The organism is Mycolicibacterium sp. lyk4-40-TYG-92 (assembly GCF_030209435.1).
GTDB lineage: Bacteria > Actinomycetota > Actinomycetes > Mycobacteriales > Mycobacteriaceae > Mycobacterium.
The window spans coordinates 229,963-249,371 of the sequence record NZ_JARVRX010000014.1 but is presented as its reverse complement, the minus strand read 5'-3'; the positions used below and the strand labels follow the sequence as shown (position 1 = coordinate 249,371).

Sequence of the window (19,409 nt, the reverse complement as noted above, 5' to 3'; positions counted from 1 at the left end):
AGTCATCGGCGGAGGAACTTCAGGATCGGCGGTGCGGCCTGCACCCAGGTGTCGAACATGTTGAAGTGTTTGACCTTTCCCGCTGCTCTGGCCTCGTTGGCGCGCTCCCAGGCGTCTTCCGGCCACGGTGGATCGATCAGTTGCGAACCTTTGATGAGGCAGCTGACTTCCAGTGACGTCCGCTTGGGGTGATCGAGGTCGTTCTCGCCGCCACGGATGATCAGGGTCGGCACCGTGATGTTGTCGAACATCTCGTCTTCGACCCCGGGGATGGTCTGGCCGGGTTTGGGCACGAACGCGTTCAGCCACCGCAGCATCAGCTTGAGGAATTCGTCGGGATCGTAGGACTGCAGGCGCGCCGCGTTGGCCGGGTTGTCGGCGATGCGGTCACGCCACTCATCAACCTGGGCAACACCTTTCATTCCCGCCCCGCGGACGGCCAGGATGCTCGGCACGATGTAGTACGAGCCGAGCACGAAGGAGCCGTAGACGCCACCGACAATGTTCCAGACCACCAGCTTGGTGACGATCTCGGGATAGAGCATGGCGGTGAGCATCGAGTCCCGCGCGCCGCCCGATCCGCCGGCGAGGATGCAGGGTCCGATCCCCAATTTGGCGATGAGCGTGTACAGCGTCTCGGCGCGCATGTGCGATTCGCTCTGGCCGTAGAACTGCACGTCGGACTTGCCGCAGTTGGGCCGGTCCCACAGGAGCACCCGGTAGCCGCCCTTGGCCAGAGCCTGCGCCAGGGGACGCAAACCGGGAATGTCCTTGCTGAACCGGCCGCCGGGTGTCACTGCGATGAAATCTCCGGTTTTGCCCAGGATTTCGTATACGACGTTGCCACCGTTGATCTCGATGACCTTCTCACCGCGCTTCAGTTGCGTCATGCCTGTACCAGCACCTCGTTGCCGATGACCCGCACCGGGTAGGTCCGGATGCTCCACTCCGGCTTCACGGCCGTTGTCCCGGTGGCCAATTCGAAGCCCCACTGGTGCCAGGGGCAGTAGATGAACTCAAGGTCGCGCACCATCACGGCGTCGCCCGGCACGCTGTCGTCGACGATGGTCCGGCCGCGGGGGCGGCCCGAGCACAGCGGACCGCCCTCGTGCGGACAGTAGTTCGCGATGGCATAGAAGGCGCCACCCACGTTGTACACGCCGACGCCGTGCCGCCCGATGGGCACCAATTTGTGTGTCCCCGGCGGGATTTCGTCGACGGTGGCCACGACGTGCTCGCGCCCCTGTGCGAGCCGGGGCTCTTTCGGTTCGGTCACTGTGCTGAATCCCCGGGTCGCTGCGCTCCAGCCCGCCGCATCAGAACACCCGGACCTGTCCCTCGAGTGCCGGCACCGTCGTCGGCAGGTTGTACGTCTCGATGCCGTTGCGGAACATGACCGCTTCCCGGGCGTGCTCGGGCAGGTGCTTGACCAGCCAGCGGGGGTCGTCGAAGGTCCAGTGCGGGTAGTCCGAGCTGAACAGCAGGATCTTCTCGCACTCCATCCACTCGAGCGCCCGGGTGAGCTCGGTCTTGTCCTCGGGGTAGTCCAGTGGCTGGGTGGTGAACTTGATGTGGTCCTTCACGTACTCGCTGGGTTTGCGCTTGATGTCGAGCCAGGGCTTGCGGGCCTCGTACATCCTGTCCATGCGCCACATCAGCGGCAGGATCCAGGTGAACGCGTGCTCGACGAAAACGATTCGCAGCGTGGGGAACCGATCGAAGAGACCGTCGAAGATCATGCTCATCACCTGGTTGGCCGCGAGCAGCGAATAGGTGACCATGAAGTCGTGGTTGTAGCTCGGCATGCCGACCGGCGGCATGGGTAGTTCTTCGTGATGGCTGCGGGAGAGGTGGCAGCTCACCGGCATGCCGGCTTTGGTGGCCGCGGCCCACACCGGATCGTATTTCGGGTCACCCCATGCCGGTCGTGGCTCGGCTTTGATCAGAATCTGGCCCAGGAACGGGTGGCCGGCCAGACGCTCGATCTCCGCGGCAGCGAGGTTCGGCTCTTCGATCGCCACGCAGATGGAGCCGCGCCAGCGTTCGTGCCAGTTGTTGTGGCTGTCGAGCCAGTGATGGAGCTGCCATTCGTTGAGTGCCATATTGAGGGCGTGGTTGGCGCCCCCGATCCGGGCCGGATATGCCGCGGGTTCCAGAATCGCGATGTCGGCGCCGGCCTGCATGATCAGCTGTTGGAAGGCCAGATCGGGGTCACTGCAGGCGAATTCACCGTCCGGCGGGAAGGCGTCGACGCGCATTGCGTACGTGTGCGCGTAGTCGGGGGCATCGTAGTAGATCTGCTCGCCGACGTTGCGGCTGAGGAAATACTTGGTGCGCCAGGGTTCGGGGATGTACTGGATCAGCTCGCCCCGGCGCGGGGCCGGGTGGACATCGGAATCGACGCACCGCACGGCGATCCGCTCGGCGGCCGGTTTGCGTTCGGTGACAGTCACGCTCATCGCGATCCTTCCTTCCTCACACGCCGACCGGCACGGTGATGCCGTACAGATCGGCGGCATTTCGCCAGCAGAGCTTGTCGCGCTGCGCAGTGCTGTAAGAGCTGGGCACGGTGAGGTCGTTGAGCTGCCAGTGCGGATAACTGGATCCGTACAGGACCATGTCGTCCTTACCGGTGAAACCCAGCCAGTCGCCGGCGAATTCGGCGTCGCCCGGCCCGTCCAGCGCGCCCTGGACGAAATACACGTGGCCGGGCAGATAGTCACTCGGCATCTTCGGTGCCCACGGCGTCTGCTCGAGATGCGGCCTGCCGAAGCAGTCCATGCGCCACATGAACGGGGTCAGCAGATCGGCGGCGCCGTCGGCCCAGACGAACTTCAGCTCGGGCATCCGCTCGAACACCCCCTCGGCGATCATGTTCATCAGGTGGTAGAGGAAGTTGAGCGCCATGAAGCCGACGTACTGCTCGTAGGTGTTCGGCACGCCCGAGGGCGTCGGTGCGGCGGCGATACCTGCGCCGACCTCGATGTGCGCGGCGACCGGCAGCTTCGCGTCGATCGCGGCTTCCCATAACGGCCAGAACTGCGGCTTGCCGAACAGTTCCCGCGACTGCAGCGGGAGGCCGAGCTGCACGACACGGGGATGGTCCTTGTACTTCTGGATCTCGCGCAGCGCGCCGGGGATGTCGTCGGGGTTGATGCGGATGGTGCCGCGGAACCGCTCGCCGAATTCGGAGTGTTCCAGCCAGCGTGACACCAGCATCTCGTTGTGCGCCGCGGCGAGTGCGCTGCCGAGGTGTCGGTCGGGCATGATGCCGCGCGACATCGGATGCAGCACAGCAACATCGACGCCGCGCTGTTCGAAGAGGTGGTGGGCGACGATCTCCGGGTCGGAGCCGGGGTACTGCCCGTCGGGCCCCTCGGTACCCGGCGCGTACTCGCCGCCGGGCGCGCCGTACCAATCCATCTCGTAGTCCGGGAAGCCGCGGCTCTTGAACGGTTCACGCAGCACGTCGCGCAGGTCCCGGTTCGATCCGAAGAAGATGTGCACGCTGGCGTCGATGACGGGGGTACGCGTCCCGTCGCCGTGGTCGATCACTTGGCTGCCCTCCCGAGCTCTCGACTCAGTGTAAATCTTAATTACCTCAAAAGAGAATGCTATTCTCACTTTTGCGACCGAATTTAGCCGTAGGAGGCGCTGCATGCTTTTGGAGTTCGACGCTGATCAGCGGTTATGGCAGGAGACCGTCCGCGATGCCGTAACCAAGCAGTGCCCGCCGACATTGATCCGGGCCATCGCCGAGTACGACGCCGACCCGGCTCCGCTCTGGGGCACGTGGGTGGATGCCGGCTGGACGGAGATGGCCGAACCCGAGAACGCCGTCGAGTTGGCCATTGTGCTCGAGGAACTCGGGCGGGCCACCGATCCGACGCCGTTCCTGGCCACGATGACCCAGTTCGCGCCGCTGGCCGGTGATCGCTTCGACCCGCAACAAGCGGGTGCTGTGGTCTACCAAGGAGTTTCGGCGCGTCGCGACGGCCAGGGCTGGGCGCTGGACGGCACGGCGCGCTACGTACTGGACGGTGACCGCGCTGAACGGCTTGCCGTGGTGACCGCGGCCGGCGTCTTTCTCGTCGATGCCGCGGCGGTGGGCGTGCGTCGGGACCTGGTGTTCGACCCGGTGCTGCACATCGCCGACCTGTCATTCGACGGGGTCCGGGTGTCCGACTCCGAGCGTGTCGGGACCGATGCCGAGCGCGGCCGTCACGTCGCGCTGACCGGTATGGCAGTGCACATGGTCGGTGCCTGCCAGCGCATCCTCGACCTGGTGTTGGAGCACATCAAGGAACGCCATCAGTTCGGCGTCCCGATCGGATCGTTTCAGGCGCTGCAGCACAAGGCCGCGGACATGCACGTCGCGATCGAACGGGCCCGGGCGTTGTCGTACTTCGCCGCGCTGACGATCAGCGTCGACGATCCGCGCCGGCGCCTGGCCGCGGCGATGGCCAAGGCGTCGGCGGGGGAGTGCCAGGCCCTGGTGTTCCGGCAGGGTCTGCAGTCCTTTGGAGCCATGGGATTCACCTGGGAGAACGACCTGCAGTTCGCGCTCAAGCGCGCCAAGGCCGGCGAGCTGATGCTCGGCGGCGCCGCAGAACACCGCGCAATGATCGCAGAGGAGTACCGTGCAACTCTCGTATGACGCCGACGTCGAAGCCTTCCGCGCCGAGTTCTCTGCGTTTCTCGACGCGCATCTGCCCACGGAGACAGACACTTTGGAGCGACCCCGGTCGGTGTCGCACATGCCGCAGTGGGCGCGGGACTGGCAACGGCTGCTGTTCGACAACGGCTGGCTGCTGCCGGCCCAGCCGCCGGAGTTCGGCGGTCGCAACGCGTCCGTGGTGCAGCAGTTCGTCCATCTCGATGAGCTGTGCCGCCGCCGGATTTACCACAGCTTCAACCCGCAGGGTGTGAATATCATTGCGGCGTCGCTGCTTACGTTCGGCAGCGAGGAGCAGAAGCACCGCTGGGCGGTGCCGGTGCTGCGGGGCGAGAAGACGGCGTCACTCGGCATGAGCGAGCCGAGCGCCGGGTCCGATCTGGCCTCGTTGCGCACCCGCGCGGTGCTGGACGGCGACCACTTCGTCGTCAACGGACAGAAGGTGTGGACCTCCGGCGCACACGATGCCGACTTCCTGCTGACGTTCGTGCGCACCGACCCGGACGCCCCGAAGCACAAGGGCATCAGCGTTCTCATCATCCCTACCGATACCCCCGGCGTGGTGTGCCGGCCGTTCGCGGACCTGTGCAGTCAGGAGAACCTGGACTTCAACGAGGTCTTCTTCACGGACGCAAGGGTTCCGGCCGAAAACCTTGTCGGGCCACTCAATGGCGGCTGGGGCGTGGCCAACGGTTCGCTCGGTCATGAACGCACCATGATGTGGCTGGGTTTCGCCGACCGGATCGCCAACATGATCGCCGACTTCCGGCCGCGCACGGCACTCGAGCGCGACCAGTACGCCACGACCATCATGGATTACCACGCCCTGCGCGCTATGGGTTCGGCAGCGCTGGCGCGCGCCTCCCGCGGCGAGATGGACACCCAGTCGGTGTCGGTGCTCAAGCTCCTGGGGTCGGAGGCCGAGCGCACCGCACTCGAAAATGCGTTGTCCGCAGCGGGAATCGAGGGGCTCAACCATCCCTCGACGTCGGGCCGGTACGAGCACATGAACCTCGACCACTACTTCGTCAGCTGGTTCGAGCGTTACGCCCGCAGCTTCGGTGGCACCATCGCCGGCGGTACCTCCGAAATTCAGCGCAACATCATCGCCCAGCACGTGCTGGGCCTGCCGCGGGCACGCTGATACCGGCGAGGCCGGACCGGTCAGTGCCCGGTTCGGTCCGCGTTCGCGTGGATGGCCGCGCGGCAGTACGCCGCAAGGCCTGGGAGCCCGAAGGATTCGTCGTACGTGGCGACGTACCTCGGGTCGCTGACGTACATGTCGCCGAGATTGCGGTGGAAGGCCGGCGGGCAGTCGTAGAACCACCGGTTCACGTGGAGCCGGTGCTGCTCGGCCGCGTCCATCGCTTCGATCGAGTCGGCCGGGAGCCCGGCGCGGAATGCGTCGGACAACGCCTTCTCGACGGCCTCGCCCTCGGCCTTGATCTGCACCCAATCTTCCTTGCCGTAAGACTTGGCCCGGCGCTGCGATTCCTTCCACTCCGGCGTTTCGCCCCACTTCTGCTCGGCTTCCGCCTGATAGTCGTCGAACCCGTCACCGAAGAGCTCGCGCATGTCGTCGTCGGTCATGGGGGTGTTCGTCATTGTCTTCTCCAATGCCTGATCGATGGCCTCGACGAGTGCTTTCATCTCGTCGAGTTGGGACATGACGCGTTCGCGCTGACGAATCAGGTGGCTGACCTCGTCGCCCTCGTCGAGGAGGCTCGCGATCTCATCGAGCGGGAACTCGAGCCGGCGATAGACGATGATCTGGGACAAGCGTGTCAGATCGGCCGACGTGTACAGCCGGTAACCCGAGGCGCTGCGGCGGCTCGGGGTCAACAACCCGATGTCGTCATAGTGGTGAAGAGTGCGGACCGTGATGCCGAAGCGCTGCGCGACTTCGCCCACGGTGAGTCCGTCCACCGGCATCTCCTGCGTCACATCGATAAGGCTGGTGCCTCACGTCGCGTGAGGGTCAAGTCCCAACCTAGATGACGGACTAGATGACGGCCGCTTCCTTGCGCTCGGTGATGGGCCGGGCCAGTTCCTGCTCATTACAGATGCGCTGCAACCTCTCCAACGTCTCGTCGAGGCCCGGGCCCAGGCGCTTTCCCGCGGTGAACGTCGCCGGCAGATTCCGCATGCCCTGGATGACGCCGATGCTGTCGTAGTGCACGGTGCCCTCGGGGTCGCACACGTAGTCGGGCATTCGGTCCAGTACCGCCGTCAGCATGGACTTGAACACCGTGCGCGCCACGTTGGATCCGACACAGCGGTGCACGCCGATGCCGAAGCTGAAGTGCCGGTTGCCCTTTCGGTCCATGATCAGCTCGTTCGGTTGATCGAACACCGCCGGGTCCCGGTTCGCCATCGCCCACGACAACCACAGCCGCTCGTACCGCTTGAACTGCTGACCTTCGACCTCCACATCGTCGGCGAACGTGCGGCCGTCGCCCGGGGCGGGGGTGAAGAAGCGGAGGAACTCCTCGGTGGCGGGATTGAGCAGCGTGGCACGCTCACGGCTGAGCCGCGCGCGGTCGTCGGGGTGTTCCCCGAGCCATTCCAGGGCGTGCGCGGTCAGGGCGGTCGTGGTGTCGAAACCGCCGCCGATGATCAGACCGAGATTGCCCAGGATCTCCATGTCCGGCGCGGGCTCACCGTCGATGCGCAGCTGCAGCAGCGCGTTGACCAGGCCCGGCCGCGGATTCTGCCGGATCTCCATCATGTTGTTGATGAGGTCGATCCCCATCTCGCGGTGCTGTTCGTTGATCTTCTCGCGTTCGGGCGCGTGCTCGGGGGTGTACACCGACGCGTGCGTGGGCTCGCTGTAGACGTTCCACTTCTTCAGTTCGATACCCATCATCGCCAGCGTGAACACCGCCGGCACCACATTGGCGAGATGCTCGACGAAGTCGATGCGGCCCGTTTCGATGTGTTCATCCAATGCGGCGCGGGTGATCTCGTCGACGAACGGTTCCCAGCGCTTGATCGCCGCGGGCGAGAGGTAGGGGTTCAGGGCGCTGCGGTAGGTGCTGTGCTCGGGCTCGTCCATCTCGAGGATGCCGCCGCGGACAACGCTGGCCCGGCTGGCTTTCGGAATGGTGATGCCCTGGAACGGCGTCTCGCCGCTGATGTCGTGGTGATTGGACACGACGGGGCAGCGCGCCAACTCGAAGACGTGCTTGCTGTCGGCGGCGACCCAGTGACCGTTGTAGGTATCGGTCCAGGCCACCGGGCACTGCGCCTGCATCTCCGCGGTGATCTGCTCGAACTGCAGTCGGTACTCCGGGGTGTGCCGGTCGAAGTGGAAGGTGTCCTTCTTGCGCTCGTCCTGGACGCTCAAAGTTCCTGTCTCCCTGCTGGTCTCATACTCGCTAGTCCTCGATCGTGATGGCCTGTTCGGGGCACGAGTGCGCGGCCTCGCGGACCGCGTCTTCGAGCCCCGGTGCCACGACCTCGTCAACCGGCGACGACGTGCCGTCGATATCGTTGAGCACGAACGCATCCGGCGCGATCATCGCGCACAGCGTGTGGCCCTGGCAGCGCTGCCCGTCAACCCAAACCTTCACTGTCACTCCCGATCAGACGTGGTAGTCGTACCACTTGAGGTAGCCACCGGCATCGACCCGCAACTGGGTGCCGGTGATGTAGCGGGCCTCGTCGGAGACCAGCCACAGGATGGCGTTGCTGATGTCCTCCGGTTCCACGAAGTTGATCTTCATGGCCTGCTGGATGCCGAAGGCCGGCTCGGCGTCCTCGCGCGTCGGATTCGGCAGGTCGGGCCGGAACGACTTGTACATCGGCGGGCTCTGCAGCATCGCGGTGTTGACGTTGGTGGGGTGGACCACGTTCAGCCGGATGCCGCGCGGCGAGAGCTCGGTGGCCAGGTCGTGAGCGTACTGGGAGAGAAGACGTTTGGACGTCATGTAGGCGAAGCCGCCGATGTCGTTGCCCGGGTTCATCTTGAGGTGGGCGTCCATGAGGGCGGCTGTCGAACCGGTCGCGACGATGGCCGCGCCCTCCTTGAGATGGGGCAGACACACCTGGATGGCGTTGATGGTGCCGACCAGGTTGGTGTTGATGGTGTCGATCCAGGCCTGCAGGGGCACATCACTTTTCATTCCGGCGACGCCGGCCTGGGCGAGGACGATGTCGACCTTGCCGAACTCTGACAAGCCGGCCTCGAGCGCCGTTCGCAGCTGTGTGACCTCGCGGACGTCGGCGTGTGCGGTGACGATGCGCTGGCCCGTCTTCTCCACCAGGTTCCTGGTCTCGTCGAGATCTTCGGGCGTGGCCATCGGGTATCCGATGGACTCGATGTCCTCGCACAGGTCGACGGCGATGATGTCGGCGCCTTCTTCGGCCAGTCGGACCGCGTGGCTGCGGCCCTGGCCGCGTGCCGCGCCGGTGATGAAGGCGACCTTGCCCGCTACCCGTCCCACTGAAGTCATTGAAAAGCCTTCCCTTGCTATGTGTTTCGTCCGCCGTTGACGCCCAGAATCTGCCCCGTGATGTAACCGGCCTCTTCGGAGATCAGGAACGCACACGCGGCGGCGATGTCTTCGGGCCGGCCGATGCGGCGCACGGGCGTCGCATCGATGCTCTGCTGGACCTTCAGGTACCCGCGTTCTTCGGACTTGCGCAGCATGGGGGTGTCGATGAAGCCGGGGGGCACGGCGTTGACGGTGATGCCGGACGGCCCGTACTCCAGCGCCAGCGATTTGGTCAGGCCGTTGACGGCCGATTTGGCGGCCACGTAGGGCGACATATACGGCTGCCCGGAGTGGGTGCTCGACGACGATATGTTGACGATGCGACCCCAGCCCGCTTCCAGCATGTCCGGCAGTACCGCCTGGATGCAGTGGAAGACACCGTTGAGGTTGACGTCGATGACGCGTTGCCAGTCCGCGAATTCCAGGTCGGTGAACCGCTTGAACTTCTCGAGGCCGGCGGAGTTCACCAGCACCGTGACGGGTCCGAGTTTCTCGCGAATGCCGTCGAGCGCGGCATCGACCTGCGCTCGATCCGTGACATCGGCGGTGAAGCCGAACTCGTCGTCCGACGGGTTGAGGTCGAGGGTCGCGACGTTCAGGCCGTCGGCGCGCAGGCGCGCCACAATGGCGCGACCAATGCCGGACCCGCCTCCGGTAACGACGGCATTCTTCACGACAGGCTACCGATGTAGATCACTGAGAGAAATCTCCCTTCCGATTTTGAGAACGATACTCTCCAACGTCGATTTCCCGCAACAGAATCGTGGATAGGGGATTCCACCTGCGCCGATTCTCTTGGCGAAGGAAGCCGGTGATCGGTTGAGGATCGGCCCGGAAGTTGCATACCCATCGGAAAACTGGCCGTGTGCGAGTATGGTTATCGAAATTGCAGAATGACATTTCCGGATCAGAGGAGATCGGATGGGGCCCTTGGATGGTGTCCGAGTGCTGGAGGTCGCGATGTACGGCTTCGTGCCGTCGGGCGGTGCGGTCTTGGGCGAGTGGGGTGCCGACGTGATCAAGGTCGAGCACGCGGTGACCGGTGACCCGCAGCGCGGCCTCCGGCAGACCGGCACACTGCGCGTCGAGGGTGACCCGAATCCCAACATCGAGCACGCCAACCGCGGCAAGCGGAGCATCGGGCTCGATATGGCGGTGCCCGAGGGCCGCGAGGTCCTGTTGGAGCTCGCGCGCCGTGCCGATGTCTTTCTGACCAGCTTCCTGCCCGGTCACCGCAAGAAATTCGGTATCGATGTCGACGACATCCGGGCCGTCAACCCGGCGATCATCTATGCGCGCGGCAGCGCCCTGGGTCCGCGCGGGGCCGAGTCCGAAAAGGGCGGCTACGACATGACGGCGTTCTGGTGCCGGGCCGGAACCGCGGCGACCATCACGCCACCCGGTATGCCCGGCATGATCGCACCGCCGGGACCGGCCTACGGCGACACCATTTCCGGGACCAATCTGGCCGGCGGCATCGCGGCGGCACTTTTCAAGCGGGAACGGACCGGCGTGCCGTCGGTCGTCGACGTCTCGCTGCTGGGCAGTGGCCTGTGGTCCATGGGGCACACCGTTGCGCTCACGTCGCACCTCGGCCAGCTGATGGAGGCGCCGGCTCCCGGGGTCCATGGCTCGCCCGTCAATCCCCTTGTCGGCCTTTACGAAACGGCCGACGGGCGCATCATCTCGCTGGTGATGATGCAACCGACCAAATTCTGGGCCGACGTATGCCGGCACATGGAACTGGACGAGTACATCGACGATCCACGGTTCGCGACGGCGCAGGACATCGCGGCCAATACCGCGGTGGCCGTGGAGATTCTGAGCAAGGCGATGGCGACCAAGACGCTGGCGCAGTGGCGGGAGCGGTTCGCCACCCTCTCCGGTCCGTGGGCACCGGTCCAGGACACCCTGCAGGCCGCCGAGGACGCGCAGGTCCGCGCGAACGACTACCTGGTGCAGGCGGGCGAGCTCGAATTGGTGGCCAACCCGGTGCAATTCGACGTAACCCCGCCACAGACCGGGCCTGCGCCCGGTTTCGCCGAGCAGACCGAGGAGATTTTGCTGGAGCTCGGGATGGACTGGGACCGGATCATCGAACTCAAGTCGGCCGGCGCGGTTACCTAAAGGAGCGCGGGTTATCTTGCGGCACTTGCGAATCGGGGGCGTCAACTTTCCGTGACCGGCAAGGAAAGTTGACGCCTCCGGATCGGACATGCCGGGGCGGCGGGCACGGTCACGTGAAGGTGGGTCACCGCGACGGTGCGCACAGACCGTCGCCACGACGAACCCGGCGATCTGTGCGCACATTCGCGGTGCCACCCACCCTGTGGTGCGGGCTCAGGCCTTGGCCGCCAAGGGTGTGAAGTTGATGTGCAGATCGGTCACGCCACGCAGGACGAAGGTCGGCTCGTAGTTGTACCGCCGGTCGCCCTCCGGGCCATGCGCGGCTTCGTCGAGTTGGATGTCGCCCAGGCGATCCAGAATCCGCTCCAGCGACACTCGGCCCTCGACGCGGGCCAGCGGCGCCCCGGGGCAGGAGTGCACACCCCGGCTGAAGGCCAGGTGTTCGCGAACGTTCTTGCGGTCCAACTGGAATTCGTGGGGCTGGTCGAATCGGCGCGGGTCGCGGTTGACCGCGCCGGGGCTGATCATGACGATGGTGCCGGCCGGGGCGTCCACATCGCCGACCTTCGTCGACTTCCGCGCCAGCCGGTGCAGCGTCTTGACCGGGCTTTCCATGCGCAGACACTCTTCGACGAAGTTCGGGATACGGCTACGGTCCTCGCGCAGCCGCTGCTGCAACTCGGGCTGCTCGCCGAGGAAGCGCATCGCGGCGGTGAGCAGTTTGGCCGTCGTCTCCTGGCCGGCGCCGAAGAGGAATGTCGCGGTCTTGACGACGTCGCTGATCTCGGGCGTCGATCCGTCCTCGTACTTGGCCGTCGCCAGTGAGGTCAGTACGTCGTCACGCGGATGACTCCGGCGGTCTTCGAGGTACTGGCCGACTTTCTCGTCGGCCCACTCCAGCGGGTTGGACGCGAGTGGCTCATGATCCAGCGCGCCGACGCGACTGCCGGGGCGCTCGGCGCCGAACGCCTCACGGAACTCCTCGTGGTCCTCCTCGGGGACGCCGAGCAGGTCGGCAACGACGAGGAGGGAGAACGGCCGCGCGTACGAGGCCAGGAACTCGCATTTACCGTCGGCGATGAATTCGTCGATATGGCGGTCGGCGAGCCGCCACATGAAATCCTCGTTCTCTTTGAGGCGCTTGGGCGTCAGTAGTCGGGACAGCAGCGAGCGGGCTCGGGTGTGCTCGGGCGGGTCCATGGTGATCATGTGCTCGAACATCGGGATGGCCGTGCGGTGCTCGGCGAGCTGGGCGCAGATGTCGTCCCCCTCGGGGGTGAACGGCAGCGGGGTGAACGGCCCGGTCACCGCGACGCATGCCGAGAACGAGTCGGCGTCCTTGTAGACCGCGTTGGCCTCTTCCCAGCCGGTGACGGCCACGACGCCGTAGTGGTTTTCCCTGGTCACCGGGCACTTGTTGCGCAGATGGTCGAAGTACGGGTGCGGGTCTGGCACCAATGACTGGTCGGTGTAGTAATCGACCTCGTCGAAGTTCGTCATGTGTGGGCTGGCCTCCAGGCATCGATTTGCAACCAAAGTGCTGGGCACTTGCTTAGCATCTGGATTGTGGCGTGGTCAAGGTCACACGGCGGGATGTGGACAATTACGATCGGCGCGGCGGCGATCGAGAACGGACTGTGACGGCATGGCATCGGAGCGAAGGATCGGTGGACCCGAGGCGAAGAATCGCGGGGCGCTACTCGACGCCGCCGAGGCGTTGATGCTCGACGAGGGGTACGCCGCGGTGACGTCCCGGCGGGTCGCCGAACGGGCCGGCCTCAAGCCGCAACTGGTCCATTACTACTTCCGCACCATGGACGATCTGTTCCTGGCGGCGTTCCGCCGCCGAACCGAGCAGGGGTTGGCTGCGCAGTCGTTGATCCTGCTGGCGCCGAACCCGTTGCGGGCGCTGTGGACCTTCCTCATCGAGAACCGCGACACTGCGCTGATCATGGAATATGCGGCGCTGGCCAACCATCGCAAAGAACTCGGGTCCGAGATCGCCGGTGCCGCGCGGCAGTTCCTGGAAGGGCAGGCGGAGTTGGTCGGGTCGGTGCTGGAGAAATACGGAATCGATACCGAGGAGCTGCCGCCGATCGTCGCGATCTCGCTGATCGTCGGGATGTCACAGCTGCTGACAATGGAGGCCGCCCTCGGGGTCTCCGTTGGGCACGACGAGATCCTCGCGTACTTCGATCGGCACCTGCGCAAGCTCGATCCCGCCGCCGAAAGCTAGCCCGCTCCGTCATCAACCGCAGTCAGGTGATTGCGTGTTCGCGCCATATGAGAATAAGATTCTCATGAATCGCGAAGGAGAATTTCATGGGACAACTGTCGCATCGGGTCGATATTCCGTTTCCGCTGTTCGACGCGGACAACCACCTCTACGAGCCGCCGGAGGCGCTGACCAAGTACCTCCCCAAGGAGTACAAGGACGTCGTCCAGTACGTCGAGGTCAACGGACGCACCAAGATCGCGATCCGGGGTCAGATCAGCAACTACATCCCGAACCCCACGTTCTCGGTGGTGGCCCGGCCCGGCGCCTGGGAGGAGTACTTCAAGTACGGCAACCCGGAGGGCAAGACCCGGCGTGAGCTCTTCGGTGAGCCCATGAAGGCCATCCCGGCCTTCTTCGAGCCCGCGCCGCGGCTCGAGCTCATGGATCAGTTGGGTCTCGACCGCACGCTGATGTTCCCGACGCTGGCGAGCCTGATCGAGGAGCGGCTGCGCGACGATCCCGTCGCCATCCACGTCCTCATCCACTCGTTGAACCAGTGGCTGGACGAGGTGTGGGGCTTCAACTACAAGAACCGCATCTTCACGACCCCGGTGATCACCCTGCCCATCGTGGAAAAGGCCATCGAGGAACTGGAGTGGTGTGTCAAGCGCGGCGCCCGCGCCATCCTCGTCCGGCCGGCGCCGGTGCCCGGGTTCCGCGGTCCGCGGTCGTTCGCGCTTCCCGAGTTCGATCCGTTCTGGCAGAAGTGCGTCGAGTATGACGTCTTCATCGGGATGCACTCGTCGGACAGCGGCTACTCGCGCTACACCTCCGAGTGGGACGGCGCGGCCCAGGAGATGTTGCCGTTCCAGACCAACGCGATGGCCATCCTCAATGAATGGCGCCCGATCCAGGACGCGGTGGCCTCTTGGGTGATCCACGGCGCGCTGTTCCGTCACCCCAAGCTGAAGGTCGGCATCGTCGAGGCGGGGTCGAAGTGGATGTTCCCCTTGCTCGACCAGATGGCCGAGGTCTACAAGAAGGCGCCCGAGGCCTTCCTCGGCAATCCGATGGAGGAGATCAAGAACCGCATCCACGTCAGCCCCTTCTACGAAGAGGGCATCGACGACCTGATCAACCTCGTCGGCGTGGATCAGGTCCTCTACGGTTCCGACTGGCCGCACCCCGAGGGTCTGGCCGAGCCCACGCACTACGTGACCGCGCTGCAGCACCTGCCCGTCGACGATCAGGCAAAGATCATGGGCGGCAACCTCGCCCGGCTCGTCACCGTCTGAGCTGACGCCAACCGCGAAACGGCGCCGCCGGCAAAACTGCCGGCGGCGCCATCGTCGTCTTCGGGCGTCTGGTGTCGGGTGGTCAGTTGCGCGGCAGTGGATCTGGCGGCCACGTGGGCTTGGGCTGCACGATCAGCTCCTGATCGGCCGGCGGCACCTTGTTCAGGAAGAACCCCGGGCACAGCGACCGCGTGGACAGTGCGATGAAGAATCGGGCGTTGCGCTGTGACCACCAGCCCGGCGGACCGATGCGGCCCGCGACCTCGTCGGCGTAAGGCACACCGGCAGCCCAGTCGCCGCAGATGTCGTAGCCGATGCCGAGGATTTCGGGTTCTCCGCCCGGCGCCATCCACTTCAGATTCGTTTTCCGCAGTTCCTGCAGCAGGTAGTCCTCGCCCTGGTCGGCGCGAGCCGGGGGAGTAGTCATCCCGGCTGCGGTGAGGCATGTGGCGACGCAGGCGGCGAACGCGAGTCCGCGGAGATGGATGGTGAGCATCGGCGGCTCCGTCAGGGTGGTGGGCCGACCTGTCGAGCGACAGGCTCTCAATCAATGAGAATAACATTCTCGCTCATCTGGTGAGCCGAATGCGTCGCGTCACGGAGCGGTCAGCGCGGCCACCCGCGCCGACAGCACATCCTCGGTCGTCGGTGCGGTGATGTCGTTGATGAGGTAGCCGTCGCCGTCGGGGCGGATGAACGCCCACGCCGGTGGCCACGGCACGTAGAAGGCCTGCCACAGCTGACCGTTGGCGTCCGTCAGGTTGGGGAACTTCAGATTGTTGTTCGCGACGATGCCGCGCATGTCGCCGACTGCGCCGCGGCCGGCGACACCGAGGAAGCTGACCTGCGGATTTGCCGCGGCTACGCGGCTGATCACCGGGGCCTCGGCCAGGCAGATTCCGCAGAGGGACGGCGGCGACCAGAACCAGATGACCGTCGGTTTCCCGATCAGGGTGCGGCCGTCGAACAGGCCGCCGCCGAGCTCGGTCCCGTAGAACTTCAGGCGGGCATTGTTGTCACCCAACGGCTTTTCGTCGGCGGTGGCAGGCGGTGCGGCGGCGAGCGGCACCATACCCGCCACGACGACCGCCGCGGCGAGAACTGCAAACTTCTTCACGGCGGTCCAGGCTCGCGGCGTCATAGACATACGGTAGAGCCTCAGCGGCAAATCTGTCGGCACAATCTCGTTCACATTCTCGGTTATTGAATGTAATGTTTCCATGAAATGAGAATGGCATTCCCGCAATCGAGGAGGATGGATGCCGCAGGATACCGCTGAGGCAGTCGGCCGACGGCTACTCATCGACGGACGACTCCTGACAGCTGAGCGCACGTTCGCCTCCCTCAACCCGGCCACCGGCGAAGTGCTGGGCCACGCCCCCGACGCCACGGTGGCCGATGCCGACGCGGCGGTGGCCGCCGCGCGCCGGGCCTTCGACACCACCGACTGGTCGACGAATACCGACTTCCGGGTGCATTGCCTCGAACAGTTCCATCGCGCCCTCTTGGAGCACCGCGACGAACTCGCCGCGCTCACCACCGCGGAGGTGGGCGCCACCGCGGCGCTGTGCGCCGGAGCGCAACTCGACCAGCCGATCGACATCGTGCGCTACTACGCCGAACTGCTGAAGACGTATCCGATGACCGAAGACCTCGGCAACGTCGAGATTCGCGGTATGCAGCACCACCGCTGGGTGGAGAAGGAAGCCGGCGGAGTCGTGGCCGCGATCATCGCGTACAACTACCCGAATCAGTTGGCGCTGGCCAAGTTGGCGCCGGCGCTGGCCGCGGGATGCACCGTCATCCTGAAGAGTGCGCCGGACACCCCGCTGGTCACGCTGGCATTGGGAGAGCTGCTCGCCAACCACACCGACATCCCGGCGGGTGTGGTCAACGTGCTCAGCGGCGCCGATCCCGCCGTCGGCGCCGCGCTGACCAGCAGCACGGATGTCGACATGGTGACGTTCACGGGATCCACCCCGACCGGCCGGCGCATCATGGCGGCCGCGAGCGACACCCTCAAGCGGGTGTTCCTCGAACTCGGCGGCAAGTCCGCGGCGATCGTGCTCGACGACGCCGATTTCAGCACCGCGGCATTGTTCACGGCCTTCAGCATGGTCACGCACGCCGGCCAGGGCTGTGCCCTGACGTCGCGACTGCTCGTGCCGCGCGCCCACCAGGACGAGATCGTCGAGATGGTGAAGAACAATTTCGGCCTGGTCCGGTACGGCGATCCGGCTGATCCCAAGACCTACATGGGCCCGCTGATCAGTGAGAAGCAACGCGACAAGGTCGACGGCATGGTCAGGCGCGCGGTCGAGGCCGGTGCGACGCTCGTGACCGGTGGCGAGAAGGTCGACCCCGGCTACTTCTATACCCCGACCCTGCTGACGAACGTCGATCCCGACAGCGAGATCGCGCAGGAAGAAGTCTTCGGCCCGGTGCTCGCGGTGATCGCGTACGACGATGACGACGACGCGGTGCGCATTGCCAACAACTCCATCTACGGCCTGTCCGGCGCGGTGTTCGGCAGCCAGGATCGGGCGCTGAGGGTGGCCCGCCGGATCCGGACCGGGACGTTCTCCATCAACGGCGGCAACTACTTCAGCCCCGACAGCCCGTTCGGCGGTTACAAGCAGTCGGGCATCGGGCGGGAGATGGGAACCGCGGGGCTCGAGGAGTTCCTCGAGTCGAAGACGTTTGCGACGGTGGTTGCATGATGTGCCGCGCCGATGCCTGACGTCCGGCGCAGCGTCCCGTCGTGGATGTGCATTTGTGCCCCCGCGGGTGGTCGCGTGAGGAATACTCGCTCCACACCGGGGGTCCCAATGCTGCCGACAGGTGAGGGGGACGCGTGAAAAACGGCGCCATCGTCGGCGCGGTGTCCGCGGTGACCATTGTGGAAGGGCCGGCCGATGGCCGCGAGTAACGGACAGGACCACTGGTCGTCGGGACTGCCGGCGCTCGGCCGCGGCTTCGGTAAGCCCATGCAGGCCGTCGGCGGCCTGTTCTCGATGGGCGCCGACGCCTTCGGGTTCATTTTCCAGCGCCCGTTTCACCTGCAGGAGTTCCTCAACCAATCCTGGTTCATCGCAAGGGTTTCGCTGATTCCGACGCTGCTGGTGGCCATCCCGTTCACCGTGCTGGTGAGCTTCACCCTCAACATCCTGCTGCGCGAACTCGGGGCGGCGGACCTCTCCGGCGCGGGTGCGGCGTTCGGTGCCGTCACGCAGGTCGGCCCGATGGTGACGGTGCTCATCGTCGCGGGCGCGGGTGCCACCGCGATCTGCGCGGATCTGGGTTCGCGCACCATCCGCGAGGAGATTCAGGCGATGGAGGTGCTGGGCATCAATCCCGTCCAGCGACTGGTGACACCGCGGATGCTGGCCTCCGGCATCGTGGCGCTGCTGCTCAACAGCCTGGTCTGCATCATCGGAATCCTTGGCGGCTACGTGTTTTCGGTGTTCGTCCAGGACGTGAACCCGGGCGCGTTCGGGGCCGGCATCACGCTGCTGACGGGCGTACCTGAGCTGATCATCTCGTGTATCAAGGCCGCGCTGTTCGGCCTGATCGCCGGACTCATCGCGTGCTACCGCGGCCTGACGATCTCCGGTGGCGGCGCCAAGGCCGTGGGCAACGCGGTCAACGAAACGGTGGTCTACGCGTTCATGGCGTTGTTCGTCGTCAATGTGGTGGTCACCGCCATCGGTATCCGGATGACGGTGAAGTGAGGCTGTCATGTCGACCGAAGTGATTCTGCGCCACCGGTTCCCGAGGTTCATGCGCGTGCTGCGCAAGCCCGCCGACGTCCTGGGCGGCATCGGCGACCACGGCATGTTCTATTGGATGGCGTTGGTGGGCGCGCCGCTCGCGGCTCTGCGCTACCGCCGCGAGACCATCCGCCTCGTCGCCGAGATCAGCATGGGCGCAGGAACATTGGCACTCATCGGCGGAACCGTCGTCATCGTCGGCTTCCTGACCCTGGCGGCCGGCGGCACGCTCGCGGTGCAGGGGTACAGCTCACTGGGCAATATCGGCATCGAGGCGCTGACCGGGTTCCTTGCGGCGTTCATCAACGTCCGCATCTCCGCACCGGTGATCGCCGGCATCGGGCTGGCGGCGACATTCGGCGCGGGCGCGACCGCGCAGCTCGGTGCGATGCGGATCAACGAAGAGATCGATGCCCTTGAATCCATGGCGATCCCACCGGTGGCTTATCTCGTCGGCACCCGCATCGTCGCGGGCATGGTCGCGATCGTGCCGCTGTACGCGATCGCGGTGATCCTGTCCTTCCTGGCGAGCCGGTTCGTGACGGTGTACCTGTTCCGGCAGTCCGCGGGTCTCTACGACCATTACTTCGCCACCTTCCTCAATCCCGTCGACCTGCTCTGGTCGTTTCTGCAAGCGATCCTGATGGCGCTCGTCATCCTGCTGATCCACACCTACTACGGCTTCTTCGCGTCCGGTGGACCGTCGGGCGTGGGCGTCGCGGTCGGCAATGCGGTGCGCACGTCACTGATCGCGACCGTCTCGGTCACCTTGCTGGTGTCCCTGGCGATCTACGGCACCAACGGCAACTTCAACTTGTCGGGGTGAGC

20 protein-coding genes are annotated in these 19,409 nt (G+C 65.4%); 8 read left to right on the top strand and 12 right to left on the bottom strand.

Annotated elements, in window-relative coordinates:
* Positions 1 to 2 precede the first annotated feature (2 nt).
* From QRN63_RS20960 to QRN63_RS20945, 4 genes are read right to left on the bottom strand one after another with little or no spacing between them, the layout of a single operon-like run.
* On the bottom strand, positions 3 to 890 hold the full coding sequence (locus tag QRN63_RS20960; protein WP_285032558.1) for an alpha/beta fold hydrolase: 888 nt from the start codon (positions 888 to 890) through the stop codon (positions 3 to 5).
* Positions 887 to 1,276: a Rieske (2Fe-2S) protein gene (locus QRN63_RS20955; protein WP_267316422.1), complete on the bottom strand. Its 390-nt coding sequence runs from the start codon at positions 1,274 to 1,276 to the stop codon at positions 887 to 889. Before QRN63_RS20955 ends, QRN63_RS20960 begins: the two co-directional genes overlap by 4 nt.
* A gap of 40 nt (positions 1,277 to 1,316) precedes the next feature.
* Entirely contained in the window at positions 1,317 to 2,459 is a 1,143-nt protein-coding gene (locus QRN63_RS20950; RefSeq protein WP_285032557.1) for an amidohydrolase family protein, read from the bottom strand.
* Positions 2,460 to 2,475: 16 nt separating this feature from the next.
* Positions 2,476 to 3,555, bottom strand: a complete 1,080-nt coding sequence (locus QRN63_RS20945) for an amidohydrolase family protein (protein ID WP_285032556.1) — start codon at positions 3,553 to 3,555, stop codon at positions 2,476 to 2,478.
* A 103-nt stretch (positions 3,556 to 3,658) separates the two neighbouring features.
* Here QRN63_RS20945 and QRN63_RS20940 point away from each other — a divergent pair, with 103 nt between their 5' ends.
* Both QRN63_RS20940 and QRN63_RS20935 read left to right on the top strand, forming a co-directional pair.
* A complete protein-coding gene (locus QRN63_RS20940; protein ID WP_267316425.1) occupies positions 3,659 to 4,657 on the top strand; it encodes an acyl-CoA dehydrogenase family protein in 999 nt (332 codons plus the stop codon).
* Positions 4,641 to 5,819 (top strand): acyl-CoA dehydrogenase family protein, encoded by a 1,179-nt coding sequence (locus tag QRN63_RS20935; protein WP_267316426.1) that lies wholly within the window; start codon positions 4,641 to 4,643, stop codon positions 5,817 to 5,819. Before QRN63_RS20940 ends, QRN63_RS20935 begins: the two co-directional genes overlap by 17 nt.
* A gap of 20 nt (positions 5,820 to 5,839) precedes the next feature.
* Here the strand turns inward: QRN63_RS20935 and QRN63_RS20930 are convergent, their stop codons facing one another.
* The 5 genes from QRN63_RS20930 to QRN63_RS20910 all read right to left on the bottom strand — a co-directional run bounded on the left by QRN63_RS20930 (position 5,840) and on the right by QRN63_RS20910 (position 9,845).
* Positions 5,840 to 6,601 (bottom strand): MerR family transcriptional regulator, encoded by a 762-nt coding sequence (locus QRN63_RS20930; RefSeq protein WP_285032695.1) that lies wholly within the window; start codon positions 6,599 to 6,601, stop codon positions 5,840 to 5,842.
* Between the two features lie 76 nt (positions 6,602 to 6,677).
* Positions 6,678 to 8,021 carry a cytochrome P450 gene (locus QRN63_RS20925; RefSeq protein ID WP_267316427.1) on the bottom strand — a complete coding sequence of 448 codons (1,344 nt, stop codon included), beginning with the start codon at positions 8,019 to 8,021 and terminating at the stop codon, positions 6,678 to 6,680.
* Between the two features lie 31 nt (positions 8,022 to 8,052).
* Positions 8,053 to 8,247, bottom strand: a complete 195-nt coding sequence (locus tag QRN63_RS20920; protein ID WP_138231335.1) for a ferredoxin — start codon at positions 8,245 to 8,247, stop codon at positions 8,053 to 8,055.
* 12 nt (positions 8,248 to 8,259) lie between these two features.
* A complete protein-coding gene (locus tag QRN63_RS20915) occupies positions 8,260 to 9,120 on the bottom strand; it encodes a mycofactocin-coupled SDR family oxidoreductase (protein WP_267316677.1) in 861 nt (286 codons plus the stop codon).
* A 26-nt stretch (positions 9,121 to 9,146) separates the two neighbouring features.
* On the bottom strand, positions 9,147 to 9,845 hold the full coding sequence (locus QRN63_RS20910) for an SDR family NAD(P)-dependent oxidoreductase (RefSeq protein WP_285032555.1): 699 nt from the start codon (positions 9,843 to 9,845) through the stop codon (positions 9,147 to 9,149).
* Positions 9,846 to 10,092: 247 nt separating this feature from the next.
* On the opposite strand from QRN63_RS20910, the gene QRN63_RS20905 reads away from it, so the two are divergent.
* The gene (locus QRN63_RS20905) at positions 10,093 to 11,298 is read left to right on the top strand and encodes a CaiB/BaiF CoA transferase family protein (protein ID WP_267316429.1); all 1,206 of its coding nucleotides are present in this window, start codon (positions 10,093 to 10,095) and stop codon (positions 11,296 to 11,298) included.
* A gap of 213 nt (positions 11,299 to 11,511) precedes the next feature.
* On the opposite strand, the gene QRN63_RS20900 is transcribed toward QRN63_RS20905, so the two are convergent.
* Positions 11,512 to 12,798 (bottom strand): cytochrome P450, encoded by a 1,287-nt coding sequence (locus QRN63_RS20900; RefSeq protein ID WP_267316430.1) that lies wholly within the window; start codon positions 12,796 to 12,798, stop codon positions 11,512 to 11,514.
* A 145-nt stretch (positions 12,799 to 12,943) separates the two neighbouring features.
* On the opposite strand from QRN63_RS20900, the gene QRN63_RS20895 reads away from it, so the two are divergent.
* Together QRN63_RS20895 and QRN63_RS20890 are read left to right on the top strand one after the other, a co-directional pair.
* Positions 12,944 to 13,534 (top strand): TetR/AcrR family transcriptional regulator, encoded by a 591-nt coding sequence (locus tag QRN63_RS20895; protein ID WP_267316431.1) that lies wholly within the window; start codon positions 12,944 to 12,946, stop codon positions 13,532 to 13,534.
* A gap of 86 nt (positions 13,535 to 13,620) precedes the next feature.
* Positions 13,621 to 14,811, top strand: coding sequence for an amidohydrolase family protein (locus tag QRN63_RS20890; RefSeq protein ID WP_267316432.1), 1,191 nt, complete (start codon positions 13,621 to 13,623; stop codon positions 14,809 to 14,811).
* 82 nt (positions 14,812 to 14,893) lie between these two features.
* Here QRN63_RS20890 and QRN63_RS20885 read toward each other — a convergent pair whose 3' ends face one another.
* Both QRN63_RS20885 and QRN63_RS20880 read right to left on the bottom strand, forming a co-directional pair.
* A complete protein-coding gene (locus QRN63_RS20885; RefSeq protein ID WP_285032554.1) occupies positions 14,894 to 15,307 on the bottom strand; it encodes a DUF732 domain-containing protein in 414 nt (137 codons plus the stop codon).
* Between the two features lie 99 nt (positions 15,308 to 15,406).
* Positions 15,407 to 15,952 carry a thioredoxin domain-containing protein gene (locus QRN63_RS20880; protein ID WP_285032553.1) on the bottom strand — a complete coding sequence of 182 codons (546 nt, stop codon included), beginning with the start codon at positions 15,950 to 15,952 and terminating at the stop codon, positions 15,407 to 15,409.
* Between the two features lie 118 nt (positions 15,953 to 16,070).
* Between QRN63_RS20880 and QRN63_RS20875 the strand changes: the two genes are divergently transcribed.
* From QRN63_RS20875 to QRN63_RS20865, 3 genes are all read left to right on the top strand, one after another.
* Positions 16,071 to 17,531, top strand: a complete 1,461-nt coding sequence (locus QRN63_RS20875; protein WP_267316435.1) for an aldehyde dehydrogenase family protein — start codon at positions 16,071 to 16,073, stop codon at positions 17,529 to 17,531.
* A gap of 195 nt (positions 17,532 to 17,726) precedes the next feature.
* Positions 17,727 to 18,542: an MlaE family ABC transporter permease gene (locus QRN63_RS20870; RefSeq protein ID WP_267316436.1), complete on the top strand. Its 816-nt coding sequence runs from the start codon at positions 17,727 to 17,729 to the stop codon at positions 18,540 to 18,542.
* 7 nt (positions 18,543 to 18,549) lie between these two features.
* Positions 18,550 to 19,407, top strand: coding sequence for an ABC transporter permease (locus QRN63_RS20865; RefSeq protein ID WP_285032552.1), 858 nt, complete (start codon positions 18,550 to 18,552; stop codon positions 19,405 to 19,407).
* Positions 19,408 to 19,409 lie beyond the last annotated feature (2 nt).

What these genes read in the sequence shown, in the direction of transcription:
- QRN63_RS20865 (WP_285032552.1), top strand. Translation starts at nt 18,550, where the DNA reads ATGTCGACCGAAGTGATTCTGCGCCACCGGTTCCCGAGGTTCATGCGC.
- QRN63_RS20900 (WP_267316430.1), bottom strand. Translation starts at nt 12,798, where the DNA reads ATGACGAACTTCGACGAGGTCGATTACTACACCGACCAGTCATTGGTG.
- QRN63_RS20870 (WP_267316436.1), top strand. Translation starts at nt 17,727, where the DNA reads ATGGCCGCGAGTAACGGACAGGACCACTGGTCGTCGGGACTGCCGGCG.
- QRN63_RS20905 (WP_267316429.1), top strand. Translation starts at nt 10,093, where the DNA reads ATGGGGCCCTTGGATGGTGTCCGAGTGCTGGAGGTCGCGATGTACGGC.
- QRN63_RS20880 (WP_285032553.1), bottom strand. Translation starts at nt 15,952, where the DNA reads ATGACGCCGCGAGCCTGGACCGCCGTGAAGAAGTTTGCAGTTCTCGCC.
- QRN63_RS20940 (WP_267316425.1), top strand. Translation starts at nt 3,659, where the DNA reads ATGCTTTTGGAGTTCGACGCTGATCAGCGGTTATGGCAGGAGACCGTC.
- QRN63_RS20950 (WP_285032557.1), bottom strand. Translation starts at nt 2,459, where the DNA reads ATGAGCGTGACTGTCACCGAACGCAAACCGGCCGCCGAGCGGATCGCC.
- QRN63_RS20890 (WP_267316432.1), top strand. Translation starts at nt 13,621, where the DNA reads ATGGGACAACTGTCGCATCGGGTCGATATTCCGTTTCCGCTGTTCGAC.
- QRN63_RS20875 (WP_267316435.1), top strand. Translation starts at nt 16,071, where the DNA reads ATGCCGCAGGATACCGCTGAGGCAGTCGGCCGACGGCTACTCATCGAC.
- QRN63_RS20885 (WP_285032554.1), bottom strand. Translation starts at nt 15,307, where the DNA reads ATGCTCACCATCCATCTCCGCGGACTCGCGTTCGCCGCCTGCGTCGCC.
- QRN63_RS20960 (WP_285032558.1), bottom strand. Translation starts at nt 890, where the DNA reads ATGACGCAACTGAAGCGCGGTGAGAAGGTCATCGAGATCAACGGTGGC.
- QRN63_RS20895 (WP_267316431.1), top strand. Translation starts at nt 12,944, where the DNA reads ATGGCATCGGAGCGAAGGATCGGTGGACCCGAGGCGAAGAATCGCGGG.